Source organism: Halopseudomonas sp. 4NH20-0008 (assembly GCF_057548395.1).
The window spans coordinates 424412-446308 of the sequence record NZ_BAAJMD010000001.1; the positions used below are offsets into that span (position 1 = coordinate 424412).

General features: G+C 59.6%; 25 protein-coding genes. 16 read left to right on the forward strand and 9 right to left on the reverse strand.

The window, feature by feature from the left end; genetic code table 11:
- Positions 1-121: 121 nt before the first annotated feature.
- The 5 genes from AC27HQ_RS01910 to AC27HQ_RS01930 all read left to right on the forward strand — a co-directional run bounded on the left by AC27HQ_RS01910 (position 122) and on the right by AC27HQ_RS01930 (position 2892).
- On the forward strand, positions 122-901 hold the full coding sequence (locus AC27HQ_RS01910) for a DUF4394 domain-containing protein (RefSeq protein WP_487154122.1): 780 nt from the start codon (positions 122-124) through the stop codon (positions 899-901).
- Between the two features lie 194 nt (positions 902-1095).
- Complete coding sequence (locus AC27HQ_RS01915) at positions 1096-1539, forward strand: hypothetical protein (RefSeq protein WP_487154123.1); 444 nt, start codon at positions 1096-1098, stop codon at positions 1537-1539.
- 79 nt (positions 1540-1618) lie between these two features.
- Entirely contained in the window at positions 1619-2008 is a 390-nt protein-coding gene (locus AC27HQ_RS01920; RefSeq protein ID WP_487154124.1) for a phosphopantetheine adenylyltransferase, read from the forward strand.
- Positions 2005-2280 (forward strand): hypothetical protein, encoded by a 276-nt coding sequence (locus AC27HQ_RS01925; RefSeq protein WP_487154125.1) that lies wholly within the window; start codon positions 2005-2007, stop codon positions 2278-2280. The genes AC27HQ_RS01920 and AC27HQ_RS01925 overlap by 4 nt, the downstream gene beginning before the upstream one ends.
- 159 nt (positions 2281-2439) lie before the next feature.
- On the forward strand, positions 2440-2892 hold the full coding sequence (locus tag AC27HQ_RS01930) for an RDD family protein (protein WP_487154126.1): 453 nt from the start codon (positions 2440-2442) through the stop codon (positions 2890-2892).
- A gap of 34 nt (positions 2893-2926) precedes the next feature.
- On the opposite strand, the gene trpC is transcribed toward AC27HQ_RS01930, so the two are convergent.
- The 3 genes from trpC to AC27HQ_RS01945 are packed head-to-tail and all read right to left on the reverse strand — an operon-like array spanning position 2927 to position 5396.
- Positions 2927-3721 carry an indole-3-glycerol phosphate synthase TrpC gene (trpC, locus tag AC27HQ_RS01935; protein ID WP_487154127.1) on the reverse strand — a complete coding sequence of 265 codons (795 nt, stop codon included), beginning with the start codon at positions 3719-3721 and terminating at the stop codon, positions 2927-2929.
- On the reverse strand, positions 3718-4764 hold the full coding sequence (gene trpD / locus AC27HQ_RS01940; protein WP_487154128.1) for an anthranilate phosphoribosyltransferase: 1047 nt from the start codon (positions 4762-4764) through the stop codon (positions 3718-3720). The genes trpC and trpD overlap by 4 nt, the downstream gene beginning before the upstream one ends.
- 29 nt (positions 4765-4793) lie before the next feature.
- Positions 4794-5396 carry an anthranilate synthase component II gene (locus AC27HQ_RS01945; RefSeq protein WP_487154129.1) on the reverse strand — a complete coding sequence of 201 codons (603 nt, stop codon included), beginning with the start codon at positions 5394-5396 and terminating at the stop codon, positions 4794-4796.
- A 372-nt stretch (positions 5397-5768) separates the two neighbouring features.
- Here AC27HQ_RS01945 and AC27HQ_RS01950 point away from each other — a divergent pair, with 372 nt between their 5' ends.
- The 3 genes from AC27HQ_RS01950 to AC27HQ_RS01960 all read left to right on the forward strand — a co-directional run bounded on the left by AC27HQ_RS01950 (position 5769) and on the right by AC27HQ_RS01960 (position 7773).
- Positions 5769-6116 (forward strand): ArsR/SmtB family transcription factor, encoded by a 348-nt coding sequence (locus AC27HQ_RS01950; RefSeq protein ID WP_487154130.1) that lies wholly within the window; start codon positions 5769-5771, stop codon positions 6114-6116.
- Between the two features lie 168 nt (positions 6117-6284).
- Positions 6285-7373, forward strand: coding sequence for an ACR3 family arsenite efflux transporter (gene arsB, locus AC27HQ_RS01955; RefSeq protein WP_487154131.1), 1089 nt, complete (start codon positions 6285-6287; stop codon positions 7371-7373).
- A 169-nt stretch (positions 7374-7542) separates the two neighbouring features.
- Positions 7543-7773, forward strand: coding sequence for a DUF2789 domain-containing protein (locus AC27HQ_RS01960; protein WP_487154132.1), 231 nt, complete (start codon positions 7543-7545; stop codon positions 7771-7773).
- Positions 7774-7831: 58 nt separating this feature from the next.
- On the opposite strand, the gene trpE is transcribed toward AC27HQ_RS01960, so the two are convergent.
- The 3 genes from trpE to rpe all read right to left on the reverse strand — a co-directional run bounded on the left by trpE (position 7832) and on the right by rpe (position 10845).
- On the reverse strand, positions 7832-9310 hold the full coding sequence (gene trpE / locus AC27HQ_RS01965; RefSeq protein WP_487154133.1) for an anthranilate synthase component I: 1479 nt from the start codon (positions 9308-9310) through the stop codon (positions 7832-7834).
- Between the two features lie 177 nt (positions 9311-9487).
- Positions 9488-10168, reverse strand: coding sequence for a phosphoglycolate phosphatase (locus tag AC27HQ_RS01970; protein ID WP_487154134.1), 681 nt, complete (start codon positions 10166-10168; stop codon positions 9488-9490).
- A 2-nt stretch (positions 10169-10170) separates the two neighbouring features.
- Entirely contained in the window at positions 10171-10845 is a 675-nt protein-coding gene (gene rpe, locus AC27HQ_RS01975; protein WP_487154135.1) for a ribulose-phosphate 3-epimerase, read from the reverse strand.
- A 100-nt stretch (positions 10846-10945) separates the two neighbouring features.
- On the opposite strand from rpe, the gene AC27HQ_RS01980 reads away from it, so the two are divergent.
- Positions 10946-11812: a DUF3530 family protein gene (locus AC27HQ_RS01980; RefSeq protein WP_487154136.1), complete on the forward strand. Its 867-nt coding sequence runs from the start codon at positions 10946-10948 to the stop codon at positions 11810-11812.
- Here AC27HQ_RS01980 and djlA read toward each other — a convergent pair.
- Genes djlA through AC27HQ_RS01995 form a run of 3 tightly spaced genes read right to left on the reverse strand, consistent with a single transcriptional unit; the run spans position 11797 to position 14288 of the window.
- The gene (gene djlA, locus AC27HQ_RS01985) at positions 11797-12594 is read right to left on the reverse strand and encodes a co-chaperone DjlA (RefSeq protein ID WP_487154137.1); all 798 of its coding nucleotides are present in this window, start codon (positions 12592-12594) and stop codon (positions 11797-11799) included. The genes AC27HQ_RS01980 and djlA overlap by 16 nt on opposite strands.
- A gap of 3 nt (positions 12595-12597) precedes the next feature.
- Positions 12598-13266, reverse strand: coding sequence for an N-acetylmuramate alpha-1-phosphate uridylyltransferase MurU (gene murU, locus AC27HQ_RS01990; protein WP_487154138.1), 669 nt, complete (start codon positions 13264-13266; stop codon positions 12598-12600).
- A complete protein-coding gene (locus AC27HQ_RS01995) occupies positions 13263-14288 on the reverse strand; it encodes an aminoglycoside phosphotransferase family protein (protein WP_487154139.1) in 1026 nt (341 codons plus the stop codon). The genes murU and AC27HQ_RS01995 overlap by 4 nt, the downstream gene beginning before the upstream one ends.
- Positions 14289-14426: 138 nt before the next feature.
- On the opposite strand from AC27HQ_RS01995, the gene AC27HQ_RS02000 reads away from it, so the two are divergent.
- Genes AC27HQ_RS02000 through glpE form a run of 7 tightly spaced genes read left to right on the forward strand, consistent with a single transcriptional unit; the run spans position 14427 to position 21677 of the window.
- Complete coding sequence (locus AC27HQ_RS02000; protein ID WP_487154140.1) at positions 14427-17060, forward strand: LPS-assembly protein LptD; 2634 nt, start codon at positions 14427-14429, stop codon at positions 17058-17060.
- The gene (locus tag AC27HQ_RS02005) at positions 17050-18336 is read left to right on the forward strand and encodes a peptidylprolyl isomerase (protein ID WP_487154141.1); all 1287 of its coding nucleotides are present in this window, start codon (positions 17050-17052) and stop codon (positions 18334-18336) included. The genes AC27HQ_RS02000 and AC27HQ_RS02005 overlap by 11 nt, the downstream gene beginning before the upstream one ends.
- Positions 18336-19328 carry a 4-hydroxythreonine-4-phosphate dehydrogenase PdxA gene (gene pdxA / locus AC27HQ_RS02010; RefSeq protein WP_487154142.1) on the forward strand — a complete coding sequence of 331 codons (993 nt, stop codon included), beginning with the start codon at positions 18336-18338 and terminating at the stop codon, positions 19326-19328. Before AC27HQ_RS02005 ends, pdxA begins: the two co-directional genes overlap by 1 nt.
- Complete coding sequence (gene rsmA / locus AC27HQ_RS02015) at positions 19325-20140, forward strand: 16S rRNA (adenine(1518)-N(6)/adenine(1519)-N(6))-dimethyltransferase RsmA (RefSeq protein ID WP_487154143.1); 816 nt, start codon at positions 19325-19327, stop codon at positions 20138-20140. The genes pdxA and rsmA overlap by 4 nt, the downstream gene beginning before the upstream one ends.
- Before the next feature lie 3 nt (positions 20141-20143).
- On the forward strand, positions 20144-20527 hold the full coding sequence (apaG, locus tag AC27HQ_RS02020) for a Co2+/Mg2+ efflux protein ApaG (RefSeq protein WP_487154144.1): 384 nt from the start codon (positions 20144-20146) through the stop codon (positions 20525-20527).
- 11 nt (positions 20528-20538) lie between these two features.
- Entirely contained in the window at positions 20539-21357 is an 819-nt protein-coding gene (locus tag AC27HQ_RS02025; RefSeq protein ID WP_487154145.1) for a symmetrical bis(5'-nucleosyl)-tetraphosphatase, read from the forward strand.
- Positions 21354-21677, forward strand: a complete 324-nt coding sequence (glpE, locus tag AC27HQ_RS02030) for a thiosulfate sulfurtransferase GlpE (RefSeq protein WP_487154146.1) — start codon at positions 21354-21356, stop codon at positions 21675-21677. The genes AC27HQ_RS02025 and glpE overlap by 4 nt, the downstream gene beginning before the upstream one ends.
- Positions 21678-21897: the final 220 nt, after the last annotated feature.

Here is a 21897-nt window from a genome sequence, read left to right on the forward strand (position 1 = left end):
ATTTATTTGCGGTGGCAGACATCCAAGCAATGGATTCGCGGGTATTAGCTGTCAGGTGGCTTGAACAGCCCCTGAACAGGGCGGGATCAAACCCGTCTACCCACAGACGCGAGGATTTTTTATGACACTGTTGAACAAGCTGCTCCTGACCACGTCACTGGCATTGGCCGCAGGTACCGCTAGCGCCGCGCAACTGGTTGCACTGGATGCCAACGACACGCTGTACATGATCGACTCCGAGACCCTCAGTGTGACAGGATCCATGCAGGTAATGGGCGCCAGCAATCTGCGGGGCATCGATGTGCGTCCAGCTACCGGGGTCTTGTATGCCTTGAGCGCGGCCAATCAGTTATTCACAATCGATGCCTCGACCGGCACAGCTACAGCGGCCACCGAGATGCAAGTAGCCCTGCCCGGCAGCGGTCAGGCACTGGTCGACTTCAACCCGGTTGCGGACCGCCTGCGTCTTCTCGCTGCCGACGGCACCAACCTGCGTGTCAATGTCGAAACCGGTGAGGTGGCAACCGATGGCAAAGTGGCTTATGCCCCAGACTTTGCCCACGGAGAGATGACAGAAAAGGTCATTGCCGGCGCCTACACCAATTCCTTTGCCGGTACCGACAAGACCGCGCTGTACACCATTGACCTGAGCTCAGGCATGCTGATGCTGCAGAACCCACCAAACGATGGTGTGCAGCAGCCGGTTGGCGAGCTGGCACAGGGGCTGACTGCCGCATCAATGGATATCCTCAGTGACGGCATGGGTGGCAATACTGCGTTTGTACTGACGGCAACCACCCTGCATACCCTCAACCTGGATACGGGCGCACCAACGCCTCTCGGCGAGATTGCTGATCTGCCCGACGGCATCATTGATATTGCCGTGTTACCACAGAAGTAATTGCCCACCCAGCCGGGCATAACAGGGACAGGCCTGCCTTGCGCTTGCAGAAATTCAGGCTAACAGCTTGAATAGCGCATCAGCGAGGCCTGCCCCTTCCTTCCACGCTTTTTACTTGCCGCTTTGCGGCGTTAGGGACAAACTACAACAATGGAGCAGTAGCTGGTCTGTACTTTTCAAAAGGATTTGAAGACGTGAAAAACCTGTTAGCCGTATCCCTGCTTGCCCTTTTGACCGGTTGCGCCACGCCGGGCAAAAGCGACCATGACATTTACACCGAAGCCCTCAATGCCCATGCCTCACGACTTCCAGCGGGCGAGAACAGTGCCGAGTTCATTAGCGTAAAAATTATCAGCCATGGCATGCTGCCCGACCGACTGGCCATTGCCGCAGGCGGCGGTGCCAATGCAGAGAAACTGCAAGAAGCACTACTGCAGGCCAAGGCAGCCGGGGTGACCAGTTTTCTCATTATTGGATCAGGCACGGATCTCGATCTTGCGGTGATCAAGGGCGCCTGTGATGAGCAGGATTTGAGCGGCATGACCATTTACTACGCGGGCAATGCTGCGCGCAGAAACGCCGTTGAAACTGAAATACATGAGGCTCAGGCCGCGTTTCACTTTATCAGTGCCCTGTGACGCCCAAGCAAGACATCAGTCCGCTTTGCAAGCCATCTTCACAGGCTGGTTTTCACCTCAGTTCAGGGAGTACATGAAGATGGACAAAGTCATCGGTAGTCTGCTGATTCTGGTCGGCATCATTCACCTGCTGCCCGTAACCGGGGTGATGGGGGCTGACCGTCTGGCGGCGCTGTACGGCATTACGCTGGGCGACCCCAATCTTGAGATTCTGATGCGTCATCGCGCCTTGCTCTTCGGGCTGCTGGGCGTATTGCTGATATACGCTGCCTTCCAGCCCACGTTGCAGTGGCTGGCCATTGCCGCAGGCATGATCAGCGTCGTGTCTTTCATCGTTATTGCCTTGGCGGTGGGCGACTACAATCTGTCACTGCGCAAGGTGGTGATTGCCGATATTGTGGCCATTGTTGCGCTGCTAGCGGCGGGGCTACTTAAGTTGCTCTTTTTGAACAAGGATGCGGGCCTGTGAAACCTATACTGTTTCATCGCCTGCTCGGTGTGCTGGTGGCCGTCATCTCGGCCGGCTGGCTTTTGCCTCTGGGATTGGGCGTTGATGCTTACCTGCAATACTGGCGCGGCGAAGCCTTACCGCAGCTGCTCTCACAGCCCCAACCTAACAGCTTTCCCTATCTGCATTTTGCCACCCAGTGCTTGCACCTGAGTTTTGTCTGGTTTGCTCTGGTTCTGGGCGGCTGGTCGTATGCCGCTTATTCTTCCCTCGTCCATTCGGCGAAAGGCTGACCGTCCATCCATGACCATAGCTAAGGCCCATACAAGATTGGTGATTTCAGTAATTACGTCTGTTCTGATGAGGCTGGCAGAATAGACGCTGGGGCAATAGCACGTTGACGGTTTTCCACCTACGACCTGCAGCGATGAACTTACTTTAAGGACTATGCAATGAACGACGCCGACTATGCAGGATTCTGGATCAGGGTGGGTGCCAGCATTATTGATTCGCTGATGCTGATGGTGGTGATCATGCCCGTGCTGCTGATGATTTACGGCAAGGCCTATCTGGAAACTGAGCCGATGTACCACGGCGTTTGGGATCTGCTGCTCAGCTATGTTTTCCCCGCCGTCGTTGTCATTCTGTTCTGGATCTACAAGTCGGCCACGCCCGGCAAAATGATGCTGGGTCTGAAGATTGTTGATGCAGAAACCGGAGAGGCTGTGCCGACTGGACGACTGATTGGCCGGTATTTTGGCTATTTTGTCGCGTCCATCCCGCTGTTCATCGGTATCATCTGGGTGGGCTTTGACAAGAAAAAGCAGGGCTGGCACGACAAGTTGGCGGGCACCGTGGTGGTGAAGGGGTCGGCCACTCCCTCTCAGCCGACTATCGAAGCCTGATCATCACGACCAGGCTCCTTGGCGTCTTGAGCGGTTAGAAAAACAACCGCTTGAGCTCCTTGCCTGGATCTGCGGCGCGCATAAAGGCTTCACCAACCAGAAAACCATAGACCTGATGGGCCAGCATCAGCTCTACATCGGCACGGTTGAGGATGCCGCTTTCGGTGATCAGCATGCGCCCGGCGGGCACGCGGGATATCAGCTCCAGCGTGGTATCCAGGGTCACCTCAAAAGTATGCAGGTTGCGGTTGTTGATACCGATCAGCGGTGTGCTGAGCGCCAGCGCACGATCCAGCTCGGCGGCATCATGCACCTCAACCAGCACATCCAGCCCCTGCTCATGGGCAGTGGCATCCAGCTCATGCAACTGGCCATCATCCAGTGCCGAGACAATCAACAGTACGCAATCAGCGCCCATGGCACGGGCCTCGATTACCTGATAGGGGTCAACCAGAAAATCCTTGCGGATCACCGGCAGGTTGCAGGCGGCACGCGCCTGAACCAGAAAGTCATCATGCCCCTGAAAGAAGTCGATATCGGTCAGCACCGACAAGCAGGCAGCGCCGCCCTGCTGGTAACTGGCAGCAATCTCGGCCGGCACAAAGTGCTCACGCAATACGCCCTTGCTTGGTGAGGCTTTTTTTACTTCAGCAATCACTGCAGGCTGCCGGGTGGCGGCGCGACGCTGCAGGGCGGCGGCAAAGCCGCGTACAGGGTCTGCCCCCTTGGCCTGCATCTCCAGTTCAGCCAGAGTGACACGCTGTGAACGTTCGGCCACTTCTTCATGCTTGCGCGCGATGATGTTCTGCAAAATGGTTGGAACGCTCATTGACCGGCCTCCTCACGAAACACTTCGGTAAAGGCAATCAGTTCGCTGAGCTTTTCCCGGGCCAGTCCGGAAAACAGCGCGTCGGAAGCCAGCTTGACACCTTCGAGCAGGGTCGCGGCGCGGTCACTGGCATACAGCGCTGCACCGGCATTCAGGATGATCATGTCGGCGGCCTTTTCGGCGGCCTCGGTCTTGCGCTTGCCCAGGGCATCATTGATCAGCGCCAGGGATTCGGCTGCATTATTGACACTCAGACCAATCAGACTGCGGCTGGGAATACCCAGCTCTTCAGGGCTGATGTCGTACTCACGTACTTCGCCGTCCTTCAGCTCGGCCACATGGGTCGGCGCGGCCAGGCTGATTTCATCCAGACCATCACGGGCACTGACCACCAGCACATGCTCGCTGCCGAGGCGGCGCAGCACTTCGGCCATGGGTCGGCACAGGCGCTCGGTAAATACGCCAATGACCTGATGTTTGACGCCCGCCGGGTTGGTCATGGGCCCGAGCATATTGAACAGAGTGCGCAGGCCCAGCTCCTTGCGCGGCCCAACGGCATGCTTCATGGCGCTGTGATGGGCGGGTGCGAACATGAAGCCGACACCGACTGCATCAACACAACGTCCGACCTGCTCCGGTGATAGCGCCAGATTGACGCCAGCGGCCTCCAGCAGATCGGCACTGCCACTCTTGCCGGATACCGCCCGGTTGCCGTGTTTGGCGACCTTGCCGCCCGCCGCCGCAACCACCAGCGCCGCGGCCGTGGAGACGTTGAAAATGTTGGCGCCATCGCCACCGGTACCACAGGTATCGACGATGCCCTCACCGGCAATCTGCACACCCGAGGCCAGCTCACGCATGACCATGGCCGCGCCGGTAATTTCATCCAGGCTTTCGCCCTTCATGCGCAGAGCAACCAGAAAGCCGCCAACCTGCGCGTCGGTGCATTGCCCGGTCATGATGGCGCGCATCACATCGCGCATCTCTTCGGTACTCAGGTCGATGCTGTCCACCACCCGCGACAGTGCTGTCTTGATATCCATGCTGTGCTCCTTGGTCAGCAACGAAGGGTTCAGCCGCGCAGGCCGCCCTGTTGGGTCAGGAAGTTGGCCAACAGGTCATGCCCCTGTTCGGTGAGTATTGATTCGGGGTGAAACTGCACCCCTTCAATCATGAATTGGCGATGGCGCAGGCCCATGATCTCGTCCACCGAGCCGTCGTCATGTTGGGTCCAGGCGGTGATCTCCAGGCAATCGGGCAGACTTTCACGGCGCACCACCAGGGAGTGATAACGGGTCACGGTCAGCGGGTTGCTGAGACCGGCAAACACGCCCTGCCCGGCATGAAACACCGGACTGGTCTTGCCATGCATGACCTGCCGCGCGCGCACCACCTCGCCGCCAAAGGCCTGCCCCAGACTCTGGTGCCCCAGACAGATACCGAGGATGGGCAACTTGCCAGCAAAGTGCTTGAGCACCGGTACCGACACGCCTGCTTCATTGGGCGTACAGGGGCCAGGGGAAATCACGATACGCTCGGGTTGCAGCGCTTCAATCTCGGCAACAGTCAACTCGTCATTGCGGATGACCTTGACCTCGGCACCCAGCTCACCCAGGTACTGCACCACGTTGTAGGTGAAGGAGTCGTAGTTGTCGATCATCAGTATCTTGGACATAACACTCTCTCGGAACAGAAGCAGAACAGTTGTTGGCCGGGAAATGAGCCGCAGACATATATTGGGAGATGGACTGCAGGTTGCGAGTCAGGCCGCTAATCCGCTGGCTTTCCTGGGAAAGCACCATCTGCATACAGGCTGATCGTAAGGCGGTGCAACGGGGCAAATCTGTGTTGAATCAGCCAGATAGCCGAGCCTTGAGCCAACCTTGTTCACGCCCGCGATTGTAGCACGCAGGCAGGCTTTAGCGTCCAGCGCCTTGTACCCGCCAGCCCCTATTGCCGGGAGCTTGACCGTGGCAGTGCCGATATATATGGTTATCCGCATATACGAAGATTCAAAGTCAGAATCAGAGCAAGGAGGGACTATCGCATGAATGGCGAACACTTTTACAAGTGCCTGGCCAATGCAACCCGCTTGCGCTGCGTGATGCTGCTGCTGGCACGGCCGCAGATATGTGTCTGCGATATCGCCGATGCGCTGGAGCTATCCCAGCCAATGATTTCCCGGCATCTTGCGCAGCTGCGTACCTGCAATCTGCTGAGTGATCAGCGTGACGGCCAATGGGTCTATTACCGGCTGCACCACGCGCTCAAGGCCTGGCAATTCAACGTACTGAAAGCCACGCAAGCCGGCGTGGCGACCGAGCAACCCTTTGCCGCCGACCTGCTGCGGCTGGCGGAGATTGAACAGCAGAAAACCGGCAGCAACTGCTGCTAGCCGTTACCGCAATCAGGTTTCAGCCTTATCTATTCTGGAGTTGGATATGAGCATAAAGATAGGTATCAACAGATTTGGCCGTATGGGCCGACGCGCGATGCACGCGGCCCTGTCAGGCAACTCCCGCATAAGCCCAGCCAATACCTTAGCGTTAACCGAGTGCCGATAATGACCGACTCTCCTTCCTGTCAGACCACTCCATCACCCCTCAGTTTGTTCGAGCGCTACCTGTCCCTTTGGGTTTTTCTCTGCATTCTTTCCGGTTTGGCCGTGGGCAGCCTGCTGCCAGATACCATGCAGTTGCTGGCTGGACTGGAGTACGGATCAGTCAATTTTGTCGTCGCCGTACTGATCTGGTTCATGGTTTACCCGATGATGGTTTCGGTCGATTTCACCAGTCTCACGCGCATCCACGAGCGGCCCAAGGGCCTGATCATTACACTGGTGGTCAACTGGCTGATCAAACCGTTTTCCATGGCAGCCTTGGGCGTGCTGTTTTTTGAAATGCTGTTTGCCGACCTGATCGATCCGGCCAATGCCAGCCAGTACATTGCCGGGATGATTCTGTTGGGTGCTGCGCCCTGCACCGCCATGGTCTTTGTCTGGTCCCAGCTGACCCGAGGCGATGCCGCCTACACCCTGGTTCAGGTATCGCTGAACGACGTCATCATGATCTTTGCCTTTGCGCCCATTGTCGCCCTGCTACTGGGCGTGACTGACATCAGCGTACCCTGGGATACCCTGCTGTTGTCAGTTCTACTGTACGTGGTCATCCCCTTGGTGGCTGGTGCTTTGACACGCCTGTATCTGGTTGGCAAGGCTGGGGCCGACGCGCAGGGTGAGGCCGAGGTAGCGCGCTTTACATCGCGGATCAAGCCGCTGTCTGTGCTCGGTTTGCTGGCCACGGTGATTCTGCTGTTCGGCTTTCAGGGGCAGGTCATTCTTGATCAACCGCTGCTGATTGCGCTGATCGCCGTGCCGCTGCTGATCCAGTCCTACGGGATTTTCATTATTGCCTATGCGGCGGCCTACTTCTGGCGCGTACCTTACAACGTAGCCGCGCCCTGCGCGTTGATCGGCACCTCGAACTTTTTTGAATTGGCAGTGGCCGTGGCCATTGGCCTGTTCGGGCTTAACTCCGGCGCGGCACTGGTCACGGTTGTGGGGGTGCTGGTAGAGGTGCCAGTGATGCTTTCGCTGGTCGCCTTTGCCAATCGCACCAGCCACTGGTTTCCCGGCAACATTGATAAGAAATGAACCAAAGCTGCATCACCCTATCCATAAGTAGGCAGCCCGACGCGCATCTCTGCTTTAATGAAATAGTGACCGCAGACGCGCGCCGGTAATCGCCGAGCCGCTGACGGCTGCCCGCATAAAGTCTGTTTCAGGGCTTTCATTTACTCACCTGCCCTACGGAGACACCGCAATGGACATGTCTACGCACGACCTGAGCCAGCTGTTTGAGCAATTAGGGCTGCCCTGCAGCAGCCAGGAGATCGACGCTTTCATACAGCAACACCGCCCTCTACCAGACGATATCAAGATCAGTGAAGCGCCTTTCTGGTCCCAGGCACAGCAGACGTTCCTGCGCGAACAATTGCTTGCTGACGCCGACTGGGCTGAACTGGTTGATCAGTTGAGTGTGCGCTTGCGCTAGGGGCATCCAGTGCATTGAAAGAACCGGCTGCGTTTCCACAGCCAGACAGGCAGGCTGACTAATCGGCAGACTGCTCCGCCAGCGCCACGGCGCGGAACATGGCGCGGCGCTTGTTGATGGTTTCTTCCCACTCGAGCTCAGGTTGCGAGTCAGCCACGATGCCGGCGCCAGCCTGTACGTGCAGCTCGCCATCCTTGATAACCGCCGTGCGGATGGCAATCGCCGTATCCATGTTGCCGTTCCATGCCCAGTAGCCCACGGCGCCGCCATAAACACCGCGTTTGACCGGCTCGAGTTCGTCGATGATTTCCATGGCGCGAATCTTTGGCGCACCGGACAAGGTGCCGGCCGGCAGAATGGCGCGCAGGGCATCCATGGCGTTCAGGTCGCTACGCAGTTCGCCTAGCACGTTGGATACGATGTGCATGACATTGGAGTAGCGCTCGATCACCATCTTCTCGGTCACCTGCACCTGGCCGATTTCGGCCACGCGGCCCACATCGTTGCGCCCCAGATCAATCAGCATCAGGTGCTCGGCCAGCTCCTTGGCATCGGACAGCAGGTCCTTTTCCAGCGCCAGATCGGCCTCGTGCGTGGCACCACGCGGGCGAGTACCGGCAATCGGTCTAACCGTCACTTCGCCATCTTCCACGCGCACCAGTACCTCGGGTGAACTACCGACCACGTGGAAGTCGCCAAAGTTGAAGAAGTACATATAGGGCGTCGGGTTCTGGCTGCGCAGGGCACGGTACAGGTCGATGGGCGCCGCCTTGAAGTCGATACTCATGCGCTGTGACAGCACCACCTGCATGCAGTCACCGGCAAAAATGTACTCTTTTACGCGACTGACGGCCTGTTCGAAATCCTGCCGGGTAAAGCTGGCGCGGTAATCCATGTCGCGGTCTGGCGGGTTGTCCAGCGACAGTACCTTGCTTTGTGCCAGCGGCTGACGCAAGCGCGCCAGCAAGGCATTCAGACGGGCATGACCGGCCTGGTAGGCATCCGGATTGGCCGGATCGGCCAGTACGATGGCGTGCAGTTTGCCGGCCAGATTGTCGAAGACCACAACTTCGTCAGAGACCATCAGCAGGATATCCGGACTACCCAGGGGGTCGGGGTGCGGACTGTTGGCCAGGCGCTCTTCGACATAGCGTACGCTGTCGTAGCCAAAGTAACCGACCAGCCCGCCATTGAAGCGCGGCAGGCCGGGAATCGCCGGTACGCGGTAACGCGCCTTGAACGCTTCTACAAAAGCCAGCGGATCGGCGCACTCATGTCGCTCGGTTTCCACACCATTGACCAGTACCAGTGCGGTATGGCCATAGACCCGTAGCACGGTGCTGGCCGGCAGACCGATGATCGAGTAGCGGCCCCACTTCTCGCCGCCCTGCACCGACTCAAGCAGGTATGAATAGGGCGCATCAGCCAGCTTCAGATAGGTCGACAGGGGGGTATCAAGGTCAGCCAGCACCTCGCGCACCAAAGGAACGCGGTTGTAGCCTTGGGCGGCTAGGCTGGAAAAGTCATCTAGGGTCATGATCAGCCTCATGGGGCAGGTAATTGTCAGACAAACTCAGAAGGCCCGCACAGAGTGCAGGCAGGGAATATCAGGTGCGCCAACGCCAGCGGGCTAGCGCCTTGATTACTCTCATGAGTTTGCGGTTGCTGACAAACACGGCTGATCCGTCTTAACGGCTTGAACAAGGCTGAAAGACTATATGAGCGCGTCCAGTGAATCAACCAGCAAATCCGGGTTTTCCAGCGCTACCGGGCGGCCGTGGTTGTAGCCATAGCTGACCGCGACCACTTTTACCCCAGCCGCACGCGCGGCCTGGATATCATTGCGTGAATCGCCGATAAACAGGGTGGCGCGCGGTGGAACGGTGGCAGCCGACATGATCCAGTTCAGCGGCGCCGGATCAGGTTTCTGTTGCGGCAGGCTGTCGCCACCCAGACACCAGTTGAAATAGCCATCAAGCTGCTTTTCCGCCAGCAGGGCATCAACGAAACGCATGGGCTTGTTGGTTGCCAGCGCCAGCAGCACACCGCGCGCTCGCAACGCTTGCAAGAGATCAATGACACCGGGATAAACACGGCTCAGGCGGTGTTCTCCGGCATAGGCTACCAGGAAATGCTGCAGCGCTTCGGCGGCCAGCGCATCGTCCACCGCCGCATGCTCGGTTGACCCGGCCAGCGCCCGGCGCAGCAACACCGCCGCGCCATTACCGACCCAGTCACGTACCCGCTCAACACCCGCTGCGGGGCGCCCCATGGCCAGCAAGGTGCTGTCCACGGCGGCCGCCAGATCCGGAACCGAATCCAGCAGGGTGCCGTCCAGATCAAAGATCACCAGCCGTGGCCAGTCTCCGTCGAACAGCCTGCTGAGCAGGTCCACGCTCAGCGGCCGACCTGGGCCAACTCGCTGCGCATGGTATCGATCACCGCCTTGTAGTCCGGTTTATTAAAGATCGCCGAACCGGCAACGAAGGTGTCGGCGCCCGCTTCGGCAATGGAGCGGATGTTCTTTTCGCTGACGCCGCCATCCACTTCCAGACGGATAGTGCGACCGCTGGCGTCGATCAGCGCACGTGCCTCACGCAGTTTGTCGAGGGTGCCGGGAATGAAGGCCTGACCACCGAAGCCGGGGTTGACGCTCATCAGCAGGATCATGTCGACCTTGTCCATCACATACTTGAGGGCATCCAGCGAGGTCGCCGGGTTGAATACCAGCCCGGCCTTGGCGCCGCCATCCCGAATCAGTTGCAGGGAGCGGTCAATATGCTCGCTGGCCTCAGGGTGAAAAGTGATGTAGCTGGCCCCGGCCTCAAGGAAGTCACCAATCAGGCGATCAACCGGCTTGACCATCAGGTGTACGTCGATCGGTGCGGTTACACCATACTTGCGCAGCGCACTGCAGACCATCGGCCCGATGGTCAGGTTGGGCACATAATGGTTGTCCATGACATCGAAGTGCACAATATCGGCACCGGCGGCCAGCACCCGATCGACATCCTCACCCAGACGGGCAAAGTCAGCGGACAGAATCGACGGGGCAATAGCGTAATCGGACATGGCGGACCTCTATGGGCTGAAAACGGGAGGCGCCTAGTCTACCTCAAGCAGGCCGATTCCGCCCTGTTATACTCTGACGACAATTCAAGGATAGGCGACCATGCGAGCACGTCTTTTACTCAGTATCCTGTGCCTTGGCAGTGCTGCCGCGCTGGCCGAGACGCCCGCAGAAACCGGCAGCACAGGCAACCCGTCGCGCAGCCAGATGCAGGAACAAGGGCTGGAACGTCAGTTACCGGGCCAGCAGCTGCGCAAACTGGATATCGACGGTCAGAGCTACCTTGGCTTGTTCATGCCCGGCGCCAGACCCGAGCCCTTCGGTGGTGTGGTCCTGATTGCCGACCGCAATGAGCATGCCGATTGGCCGCAACTCATTGGTCCGGCTCGGCGACAACTATCGGAAGCCGGTTGGCATACCCTGGCGATCGCCCTGCCAGAATCATTGCCATCCGCTGCGGTGACAGAGGACAGCTCGGCGGCGGACCCGGTCATCGATGGGAATACCGAAGAGGACACAGTCAGTCAGGCAACCGAGACCGGTGTGCCCGCCGCGCGGCAACGCATCAATGCGGCCGGGCTGATTCTGGATGCCGAAGGGGCTGAGGGACTGGTCCTGGTTGGCCGTGGCGAAGGGGCCTACTGGGCACTGGAGGCGGCCATTCAGGCGACGGACAAACCGGTAGCACTGATTCTGTTCGATGCCCGCAGCCCGGCCAATGCTGAGCAATCCCTGCAAAGCTTGCTATCGCAATGGACAGAGCCGGTATACGAAGTCTTTTCCGAACAATCTGATGTGGCTACCCAGCGGGCGCTGAATCACCGACTGCAGGCCCAACGACTTGGACAGGCAGACTATCAACAGCTGATTTTGCCGCAGGCAGATTTCTCCGAGCTGGGCCAACAGATGCTGATTAAACGGTTGGAAGGTTGGCTGCAACGCCTGCCTCGGGATCAGCGAAACCCGTGATGACGGCGCAGGCGTTCGTAGGCATTCTGAATCGCCTGTATTTTTTCCCCGGCGTTATCCTGCGCCTGGGCAGTCGCTCCCCGTGCGATCAGCTTGTCCGGATGATGCAGGCTCAACTGTCGACGGTAGGCACGTTTGATCTGTTCCGGGCTGTCGTTCGGCTCCACGCCGAGCAGTGCCGCGGCCTCCTTGAGACTGTCACGGGCCTGCACCGGCGCCTTGGTACCCTGCCCGGCAGATTGATGACCACGCTGGTGACGCTGGTGCATGCGTTGTTGTTCGGCCCGCCCGAGACCGGCAAAGCCCGACCATTCATCCAGCAAATGGCGCTCCTGGGCTGACAGCACACCATCGGCCAACGCCATGCGCCAGCAACAATCCATGAATTCCGCGGCCCGTGCCGGCTCCCGGCGCAAATAGCCTTTCACTGCTCGATTCAACTGCACATCCGAGGTCTTGCCCTGATTGAACCAGTGCATGGCTTGCAGGCGTGCAGGTTCGTCGAGCCGATACTGCTGCATCAGGTCGCGGGCCAATTGCAGGTGTGCCGGCAACACCCGTCCGCCGGACTTGGCCAACCGCCCCATGCACTGGAACAGCAATTGCTCGAAGCTCTGTACCTGGCCACCCATCTGCCCCAGCCGCTTGGGCAGATCAGACCAGCGCTGCAGACGCCAATGCCGATCCAGCGCCTGACCGAGAACGGCACCGAGAATGGCACCAGGCACCGCCGCCAAGGCGCCGCCCAACAGAATGCCCACCAGGGTCACCGGCCAGAGCATGGATCAGTGCTCCCGTGCCAAGCGGTCTGCCTGTGCCAGACGCTCAGGCGTCCCGACATCAATCCAGCTGCCACTGAAGTACTCACCGCTGACCCTGCCTTGCTCTGCTGCATCACGCAGCAAAGGTGCCAGGGCAAAACGACCGGGCTGACAGTAGGCAAACAACGCAGGACTGAGTACAGCGATACCGCTGTACGTCAGCGCCGCTTGCCCCTCCAGAGGATTGCCGATGCGCCCCTGATGCAGACTGAAATCACCCAGCTGCTTGAACGGCGGGTTATCGATCAGCACCAGATGCGCCAGCATGTCAGTTGGCAAGCTGAGACGGGCAAAATCAAACCGAGTCCAAATATCGCCATTCACCAGAATAAAGGGTTGATCACCCAGAAGCGGCAAGGCGTTAAAGATACCCCCGCCGGTCTCCAAGGGTTCACCCTCGGGCGACCAGCTGATCGCCACCCCCAGCTCAGCACCAGAGGTAAAGTGCGCCTCCAACTGATGACCCAGCCAGGCGTGGTTGATTACCAGGTCGTGGATGCCCGCGCCGGCCAATGCTTCGATATGCCATTGGATCAGCGGCTTGTCTGCCACCGGCAACAACGGCTTGGGGCAGTGCAGGGTCAGGGGGCGCATGCGCTCCCCCTTGCCGGCCGCCAGAATCATCGCCTTCACTGCTGCAACCCGAGACTGTCGAGCAGTCGCTCAAGGGGTGCCAGACGGGTATCCACGGCGCAGGCCTGACACAGGTAGCCGATAAAACGCGGTGCATCCTGCAGATAATGCGGCTTGCCATCACGGTGACAAATGCGCGCAAAGATACCCAGCACCTTTAGATGACGCTGCACGCCCATCAATCGCGACTGCCCGAGGAACGCCGCCAGCCTATCCGGTACAGGCAAGCCCGCCTCCCGCGCTGCTGTCCAATATCGCTCAAGCCAGGCCTGATGCTGATCAACCGGCCAGCTATAGAAGGCATCAGCAAACAGGCTGGTGGCGTCATAGCTCAGCGGGCCGTACAGGGCGTCCTGAAAATCCAGCACACCCGGCTCACCTTCAGCGGTCATCAGGTTGCGCGGCATATAGTCCCGGTGTACGAAGACCTTTGGCTCGGCCTGAATCTGCGTCAGCAGCAGATCAGTCAGTTCGCTCCAGTCGGCCTGCTCAGCTGCGCTGAGATCGCGACCCAGTTGGCGGGCCACGTACCAGTCGGGAAACAACTGCAGTTCGCGCAGCAGAATGGCCTGATCGTATTCAGGCAGCACATCCGGTCGAGAACTCAACTGCCAGCGAATCAGGCTGCGTATCGCACCGTCAAACATGGCATCCAGCTGGGTCGTGGAGACACCCTCACGGATACTCTGCAGATAAGTACTGGCACCCATGTCTTCGAGCAACAGAAAACCCTGCTGCAGATCCGCCGCAAAAATTTGCGGCGTACGCACACCGGCCTCGGCTAACAGTCCGGCAATGCGCACAAAGGGACCACAATCTTCCTGTTCGGGGGGCGCATCCATGACAATCAGGCTGTGCGAACCGTCCTGCCAACGGAAATAACGACGAAAACTGGCATCGGCACTGGCTGCTGCCAGACTGCCCTGACCCACCTCTCCCCAGCCCTGCAGGGCATACGCCTGCTGCACATGGGCGGGTAACCAGTCCTGTAACAAGGTCAATCTTGCATCCATCATTCGCATCCTGTTCCGGTCGACGCTGGCTCTGGCGTCCTACAATGCTTTATTATCCATTATCTTGCTGATCACAGGCAGCATGCATATTGCATTCTCCTCATACAAGCATCGCGCGCACAGACTGGAAGCCCGGATAATTACATAATGGCCAACCGCACTCCTCCGTTCCGCCCCCTATTTCCCATGTTGCTGGTTAGTGGCCTGCTGCTTGCGCAGCCCATGAGCAGTAATGCCAATAATCAGGTTGAATGCCGCGCCAGCGGCGACGGCCAAGGCTGGAGCTGTGCGCCGATTGGCGCGCCAGCCATGACGCCACCGCGGCCAGCACGCCCCGCTGCTGTTGTGCCGCCGCTGCCGGCTGAGCCGGTGGCCAACACAGCCGCGCCACGCACCAGCGTAGCGCCGGCCCTGCATGAAATGGACTGGGTACCGCGCGAACAGCTCAGCGCAGAGCAGCAGGCCGCCATCGCGCCCTACTGCTCAGGCGCTTATATTGAGCCCCCGCGTGAAGGCCGGGACGACGAAACACCCTTTGCCGATCTGCCTGTCTATGCCTCGGCAGATGCCAGTCGTTTCGAGCAGGATACCCAGACCGGCACCCTGGAGGGCGATGTACTGCTGCGCCAGGGTCGTCTGCAAGCTCAGTCCAGCCGTGCCAGCTTTGATCAGAACAACAACCAGATCGTACTTGAGGGCAACGTCCGCCTGCGTGACCAGGGCGTGCTGGTGACGGGCGACCGTGCCAGCATGCAGATAGACAGTGGTGAAACCCGTATCGACCAGGTCAGTTATGTGGTGCATGATGCCCGCGCACGCGGCACTGCAACCAAATTGATGCGCCGCGATGATGCGGTGATCGTCATGACTGACGGCACCTATACCACCTGCGAACCAGGCCAGAATACCTGGGCCCTGCACAGCGATGATATCGAGCTGGACCGCGAGCGCGGCTGGGGTGAGGCCAAGCATGTGACTCTGCGGGTCAAGGATGTGCCGGTCTTCTACACGCCCTACCTGTATTTTCCGCTGGATGATCGCCGCCAGACCGGCCTGCTGCCCCCCACGCTGAGCAACTCGACCGACAACGGCACCGAGCTGGTGACGCCTTATTACATCAACCTGGCCCCGAACTATGACGCCACACTGTACCCGCGTCTGATGAGCAAGCGCGGTCTGCAGATGGAAGGCGAATTCCGTTACCTGCTACCAGACCACGAGGGCACCGCCCGTGCCAGTTTCCTGGATGACAGCGAGTCTGGTGACAATCGCTGGCTGTACGGCCTTGAGCACACCGGCGGCCTGTCAGGCCGGCTGTTGAGTGAAGTTGACTACACCGACATCAGTGATCCGTTTTTCTTTCAGGACCTGAACAGCTCGCTCGACTCGCGTGGCGATACCTTCGTCAACCAGCGTGCCGCCATGACCTACCGCGGCGATGGCTGGCGCCTGCAGGCAGCACTGCATGCCTATGAGCTGGCTACCGTCACCGCCCTGACGCCCTATCAACGCCTGCCGCAACTGCGTCTGGATGGCGGCCACTGGTTGGCCGACTCCGGCTTCAAGATCGACTACCGTGGCGAGTACAGCTACTTCGACCGCAACCTGGAAAGCGGCTTCATCGAGACTGAGGACGGCGTCATCGAGCCCAAGCGCGATGAAAGCCTGAGAGGACTTCAGCGGGCCACCGGCCACCGCGTCAGCCTGAGCCCGGCCATCAGCTATCCCTGGCGCAACAGCTGGGCCTTTGTTACCCCCTCGGCGCGCGTACAGTCCGTGTTCTATGACCTGGACTTTGATGCCCGTAACGGTGACGGCTTTGATTACGACAACGCCGACACCAACCCATCGAGCACTATTCCGGTCGCCAGCCTGGATGCTGGCCTGTACTTTGACCGCGAAACCAGCTGGTTTGGTAACAGCCTGCGCCAGACCCTTGAACCACGGGCTTTCTACTTGAATGCGCCGTACGAGGATCAAAGCAATCAGCCGCTGTTCGATACCAACGAGAACACCTTCAGCTATAACGCGCTGTTCCGCGACGACCGCTTCAGCGGCAACGACCGCACCGGTGATGCCAATCAGTTGGCGCTGGGCGTAACCACCCGGGCCTTTGAAAATAACGGCACCGAGCGCGCACGGGCCAGTCTGGGCCAGGTGTTCTACTTTGCTGATCGCCGCGTACAACTCCTCGACGATAATGGCGTGAACCGTGAAGACAATACCAACTCCTCATCCGCCTACGCCGCCGAGTTCATGTACCGGGTCAGCAATGCCTGGCGCTTGCGTGGTGATGTGCTGTGGGATCCCAAGGACAACAGCAACGGTGCGGGCAGCCTGATGGCCAATTACCAGCCATCCCCTGGCAAGATCATCAATGCCGGTTACCGCTACCGCAACAACATCAATACCTTCGACTCGCTGAGTGGCAGCCCACTGAGTGACAGCCAGCGTATCGACCAGTCCGATCTGTCGGTGATCTGGCCGCTGAATCCGCAGTGGAGCATGATCGGTCGCTGGCAGCACGACTTTGAAGGGGATCGAACCCTTGAGGCCTTTGGCGGTCTGGAATATGACAGCTGCTGTTGGAAGCTGCGCTTTATCCACCGCTACTGGGTGGATTACAACGAACGTGAATCCGTTGCCCGCGACACCGGCAACACCGGCATATTCCTGCAGGTTGTCCTGAAAGGCCTGGGTAACGTCACCGGCAACCGCGTCGAAAGCCTTCTAGATGAAGGCATCCCTGGTTACAGAGAGCGAGAGAATAATGGTTTCTAAGTTATACCCGGCAGTACTCGGCCTGTGTGCAGGCCTGTTCTTCAGCATGGCGCAAGCCCAGGTCGTTCCGCTTGATCGCGTTGCAGCCATCGTCGACAACGACGTCGTCATGCTCAGTCAGGTCGAGCAGCGCATGGCCGCCGTGCGTCAACAGCTGGTTGAGCGTGGCACCCAGTTGCCGCCCGATAACATACTTCGTGAGCAGGTGCTGGATCGTCTGGTGGTGGAAAGCATTCAGCTGCAGATGGGTGATCGCGCCGGCATCCGCATTGATGATGCCAGTCTGAACCAGACCATGGCGCAACTGGCCGAGCGTAACGGTGTCAGCCTGGAGCAGTTCCGTGCCGCGCTTGAGCGTGACGGTATCAGTTACAACCAGGCCCGCGAGCAGATTCGCCAGGAGATGATCATCAACCGGGTGCGCCAGCGCCGGGTAGCTGAACGCATCCAGGTCAGCGAACAGGAGGTGCGCAACTTCCTTAACTCCGAAGCCGGCCGCATAGAAACAGCCGCCGACTACCAATTGGCGATGATTGTCCTGCCGGTGCCCGACACCGCCACCCAGGAACAGGTTGCGCGTATCGCTGGAACGGCGCAGGAGATCTATACCGAGCTACGTGACGGCGCTGACTTTACTTCCCTGGCCGTCAGTCGCTCCGGTGGCGATACTGCGCTGGAGGGAGGCGAGCTCGGCTGGCGCAAAGGTGCCCAACTACCGGGGCCTTTTGCCAACGCCATTGCCGCGCTGGAGATAGGCGAGGTGACTGCCCCCATTCGCTCACCTGCCGGATACCACATCCTCAAGCTGCAGGACAAACGTGGCGGTGATGGCCTGATGGTCGACGAGTATCAGGTCCGTCACATCCTGATCAAACCCAGCGAAATCCGCAGCGAAGGTGAAGCGGCAGAATTGATGCAACGCATCTATGAGCGCATCGGCAACGGCGAGTCCTTCGCCACCCTGGCCCGCGCCGTGTCGGAAGATCCGGGCTCTGCACTGAATGGCGGCTCGCTGAACTGGGTCACACCCGACGCCATGGTGCCCGAGTTCCGTGAGGTCATGCTGAGCTCACCGATGAACCAGGTTTCCCGCCCCTTCCAGTCCCAGTTCGGCTGGCATGTGCTTGAGGTTCAGGATAAGCGCACCGTCGATATGACCTCCGAAATGCGTGAGCAACAGGCGCGAAACCTGCTGCAGAATCGCAAGTTCGACGAAGAACTGCAGACCTGGCTGCTGGAAATCCGTGGCGACGCCTATGTCGAGATCAAGATCTAGTGACCTGTCGTGCTATCGCCTTGACCGCCGGCGAGCCGGCGGGCATTGGCCCGGACCTGTGTCTGATGCTGGCCAGTCAGCCCTGCGCCCATCAGCGCGTGGTGATCGCCGATCCTGAGCTGCTACGCAGCCGGGCCAGCCAGCTGGGGCTGACGGTTTCTCTTACCCCCTTTGACCCCCAGTCCACGCCCCAGCCACAGGCTGCCGGCGAGCTGAGCTATCTGTCCCTGCCCCTCGCTACCCCCTGCATTACCGGCGAGCTGAACCCAGCCAATGCCGGCTATGTCCTGGAAAGCTTGCGTCTGGCCGGGAGCGGTTGCCTGCAAGGACAGTTTGCCGCAGTAGTCACCGCGCCCGTGCACAAGGGCGTGATCAATGACGCCGGCGTGCCTTTCTCGGGACATACCGAGTACTTTGCCGAACTGACCCAGACCCCGCTGGTGGTGATGATGCTGGCCTGCCCGGGGCTGCGCGTGGCGCTAGCCACCACCCATCTGCCGTTGCGTGCGGTGGCTGATGCCATCAGCGCGCCGCTTCTGGAGCAGGTGCTGACTATTCTGCATGCCGACCTGCAGAACAAGTTCGGCATTCCTGCACCACGCATTCTGGTCTGCGGCCTGAACCCGCATGCCGGTGAAGGCGGTCATATGGGCCACGAAGAAATTGACGTGATTATTCCGGTACTGCAGCAACTGCGCGCCCAAGGTATGCACCTGGAAGGGCCACTGCCCGCCGACACGCTGTTCACCCCCAAACACCTTGACCAGGCCGACGCGGTGCTGGCCATGTATCACGACCAGGGCCTGCCCGTGCTCAAGCACAAGGGCTTTGGCAACGCCGTGAACATCACCCTGGGTCTGCCGATCATTCGTACCTCGGTCGATCACGGTACCGCCTTGGATCTGGCCGGCACGGGTCGTGCCGACCCCGGCAGCCTGCGGGTTGCGCTGGACACTGCCATCAGCATGATAAACGCCGGAGCGCGGACATGAGTGACTTTGCCCCCCACCGGGCGCGCAAGCGCTTTGGTCAGAACTTCCTGCATGACGCAGGCGTGATCAATCGCATCCTGCGTGCGGTCAGCCCGCGCGAAGGCCAGCATCTAGTTGAAATTGGCCCCGGACAAGGCGCCATCACCGAGGGCCTGCTGAGCAGTGGCGCACAACTCGATGTGGTTGAGCTCGACCATGACTTGCATCCCCTGCTGCTGTCGCGCTTCGGGCACAGCCCGCTGTTCACCCTGCACAAGGGCGACGCCCTGAAGTTTGATTTCCGCCAGTTGGCGGTGAACGGCGAGAAGCTGCGCATTGTCGGCAACCTGCCCTACAACATTTCCACGCCCTTGATGTTTCACCTGATCAGCCAGGCAGACTGCGTCGCCGATATGCACTTCATGCTGCAGAAGGAAGTCGTGCAGCGCCTGGCGGCGGGTGCCGGCATGAACCATTACGGCCGTCTGGGCATCATGGTGCAGTACCACTGCCAGGTAGAGCACCTGTTTGATGTGGCCCCAGGGTCCTTCAGCCCCGCGCCCAAGGTTGACTCGGCGATTGTACGACTGACCCCGCATGCCACCCTGCCTCATCCGGCAGATGATCCGGCCTTACTTGAAGTGGTCGTGCGTGAAGCCTTCAACCAGCGCCGCAAGACCCTGCGCAACACCCTCAAGCCACTGCTGAGTGCCGAGAGCATCGAAGCCGAAGGGCTGGATCCGACGCTGCGGCCCGAGCAAGTTGATCTGGCCGGCTTTGTCCGCCTGGCCAACTGCCTTAAACGGCAAAAAGCCGCTTCAGAACAGGAATAGCACATGGGAAACCAGAGCATCAATGTTGTCGAAGTCGGTGTCATCACGCGCTATCTGCGCGAACAGTCTGACCCGGACGCACAACGCTTTGCCTTTGCCTACACGGTGCATATCCGTAACCATGGCAACCAGGCTGTTCAGTTGATCGACCGGCGCTGGCTGATCACCGACGGTAACGGTAAGGTTCGCGAAGTGGTCGGCGACGGTGTGGTCGGTGAACAACCGCTGATTCAGCCGGGCGCTGAATATACCTACAGCAGTGGCTGTCTGCTCGATACCCCGGTCGGCAGCATGGAGGGGCATTACGGCATGCTGGCGGCTGACAGCAGCCGCTTCAACGCGCAGATCCAGCGTTTTCGACTGGCCATGCCCAACGCCCTGAACTAAGCGATGAGCCGATGACCACCTATGCCGTTGGTGATATTCAAGGCTGCCTGGCACCGCTCAAGTGCCTGCTCGCAGAGGTCGACTTCAACCCGTCCCGCGACCAGCTCTGGTCAGTCGGCGACATGGTCAACCGCGGTCCCGACTCGCTGGAAACCCTGCGTTTTTTAGATAGCCTGGGTAATGCCTGTATTGCCGTGCTCGGCAACCATGATCTGCACCTGCTTGCCGCCGCACGGGACGCGACCCGCCTGCGTAAATCCGATACCCTGCTGCCGATTCTCAAGGCCAGCGATTGCCAACGCTTGCTGGGCAACCTGCGTCAGCGCCCATTGGCACACTGGGACGCAAGCCGCGGCATGCTCATGACCCACGCCGGGGTACCGCCGATCTGGACGGTGACACAGACCCTCAAGCGCGCAGCGGAAGTCGAAAGCGTGCTGCGCTGTGACGAGCGCTTGCCGTGGTTTCTGGATGAGATGTATGGCAACGATCCGGTTCGCTGGAAACCGTCATTGGAAGGCACAGACCGCCTGCGTGTGATCACCAATTACCTGACCCGCATGCGCTTCTGTAAAGCCGACGGCAGTCTTGATCTAAAATCCAAGGAAGGGCTAGGCAGCGCGCCCAAGGGCTATGCGCCCTGGTTCAGCTTCCCGCGCCGCGACCCGCAGACACAGATCCTGTTTGGTCATTGGGCGGCGCTGGGCGGCACGACCAACATACCCGGCGTACATGCGCTGGACAGCGGTTGTGTCTGGGGCGCCAGCATGACCTTGATGGATCTGGACAGCGGCGAGCGCATCCAGTGCAACTGTGGAGACATGGCATGAGCGAATTCCGACATATTGACCCGCAGTCCGCCGCAGGGCTGCTCGACAACGGTGCGGCACTGGTCGATATCCGCGATCCAGACAGCTTTGCCAGGGGGCATATCACCCGCGCCGTTCACCTCGACAATGCCAGCCTGGCGGACTTTGTTGCCCAGGCCGACAAGCAAACGCCACTGATCGTCTGTTGCTACCACGGCAACTCCAGTCAGCCTGCGGCGGCCTACCTCGCCAGCCTCGGCTTTGCCGAGGTCTACAGCCTGGACGGCGGATTTGAACTCTGGCGGCAGTATCATCCGCAACGCCTGAACGTGTTGGGCTGAGGCGCAGCAAAGCGGACAAGCTCACATCCGGCAATGTAATTTTTATGTAAATCCCGCTTTCGTCCGCGCGCAAAAGAACTATTCTGTTGATGAGGCAATCATAAATGTGAATGCCGGTCTGCCGTCTTCCTATAACAGGGGAGCCTGCCGAATCCCGAACGGGGAACAGAGCGCCCGTCCGGACGATTCGACAGACTCCCCGACCATGCCCGCTGTTTGT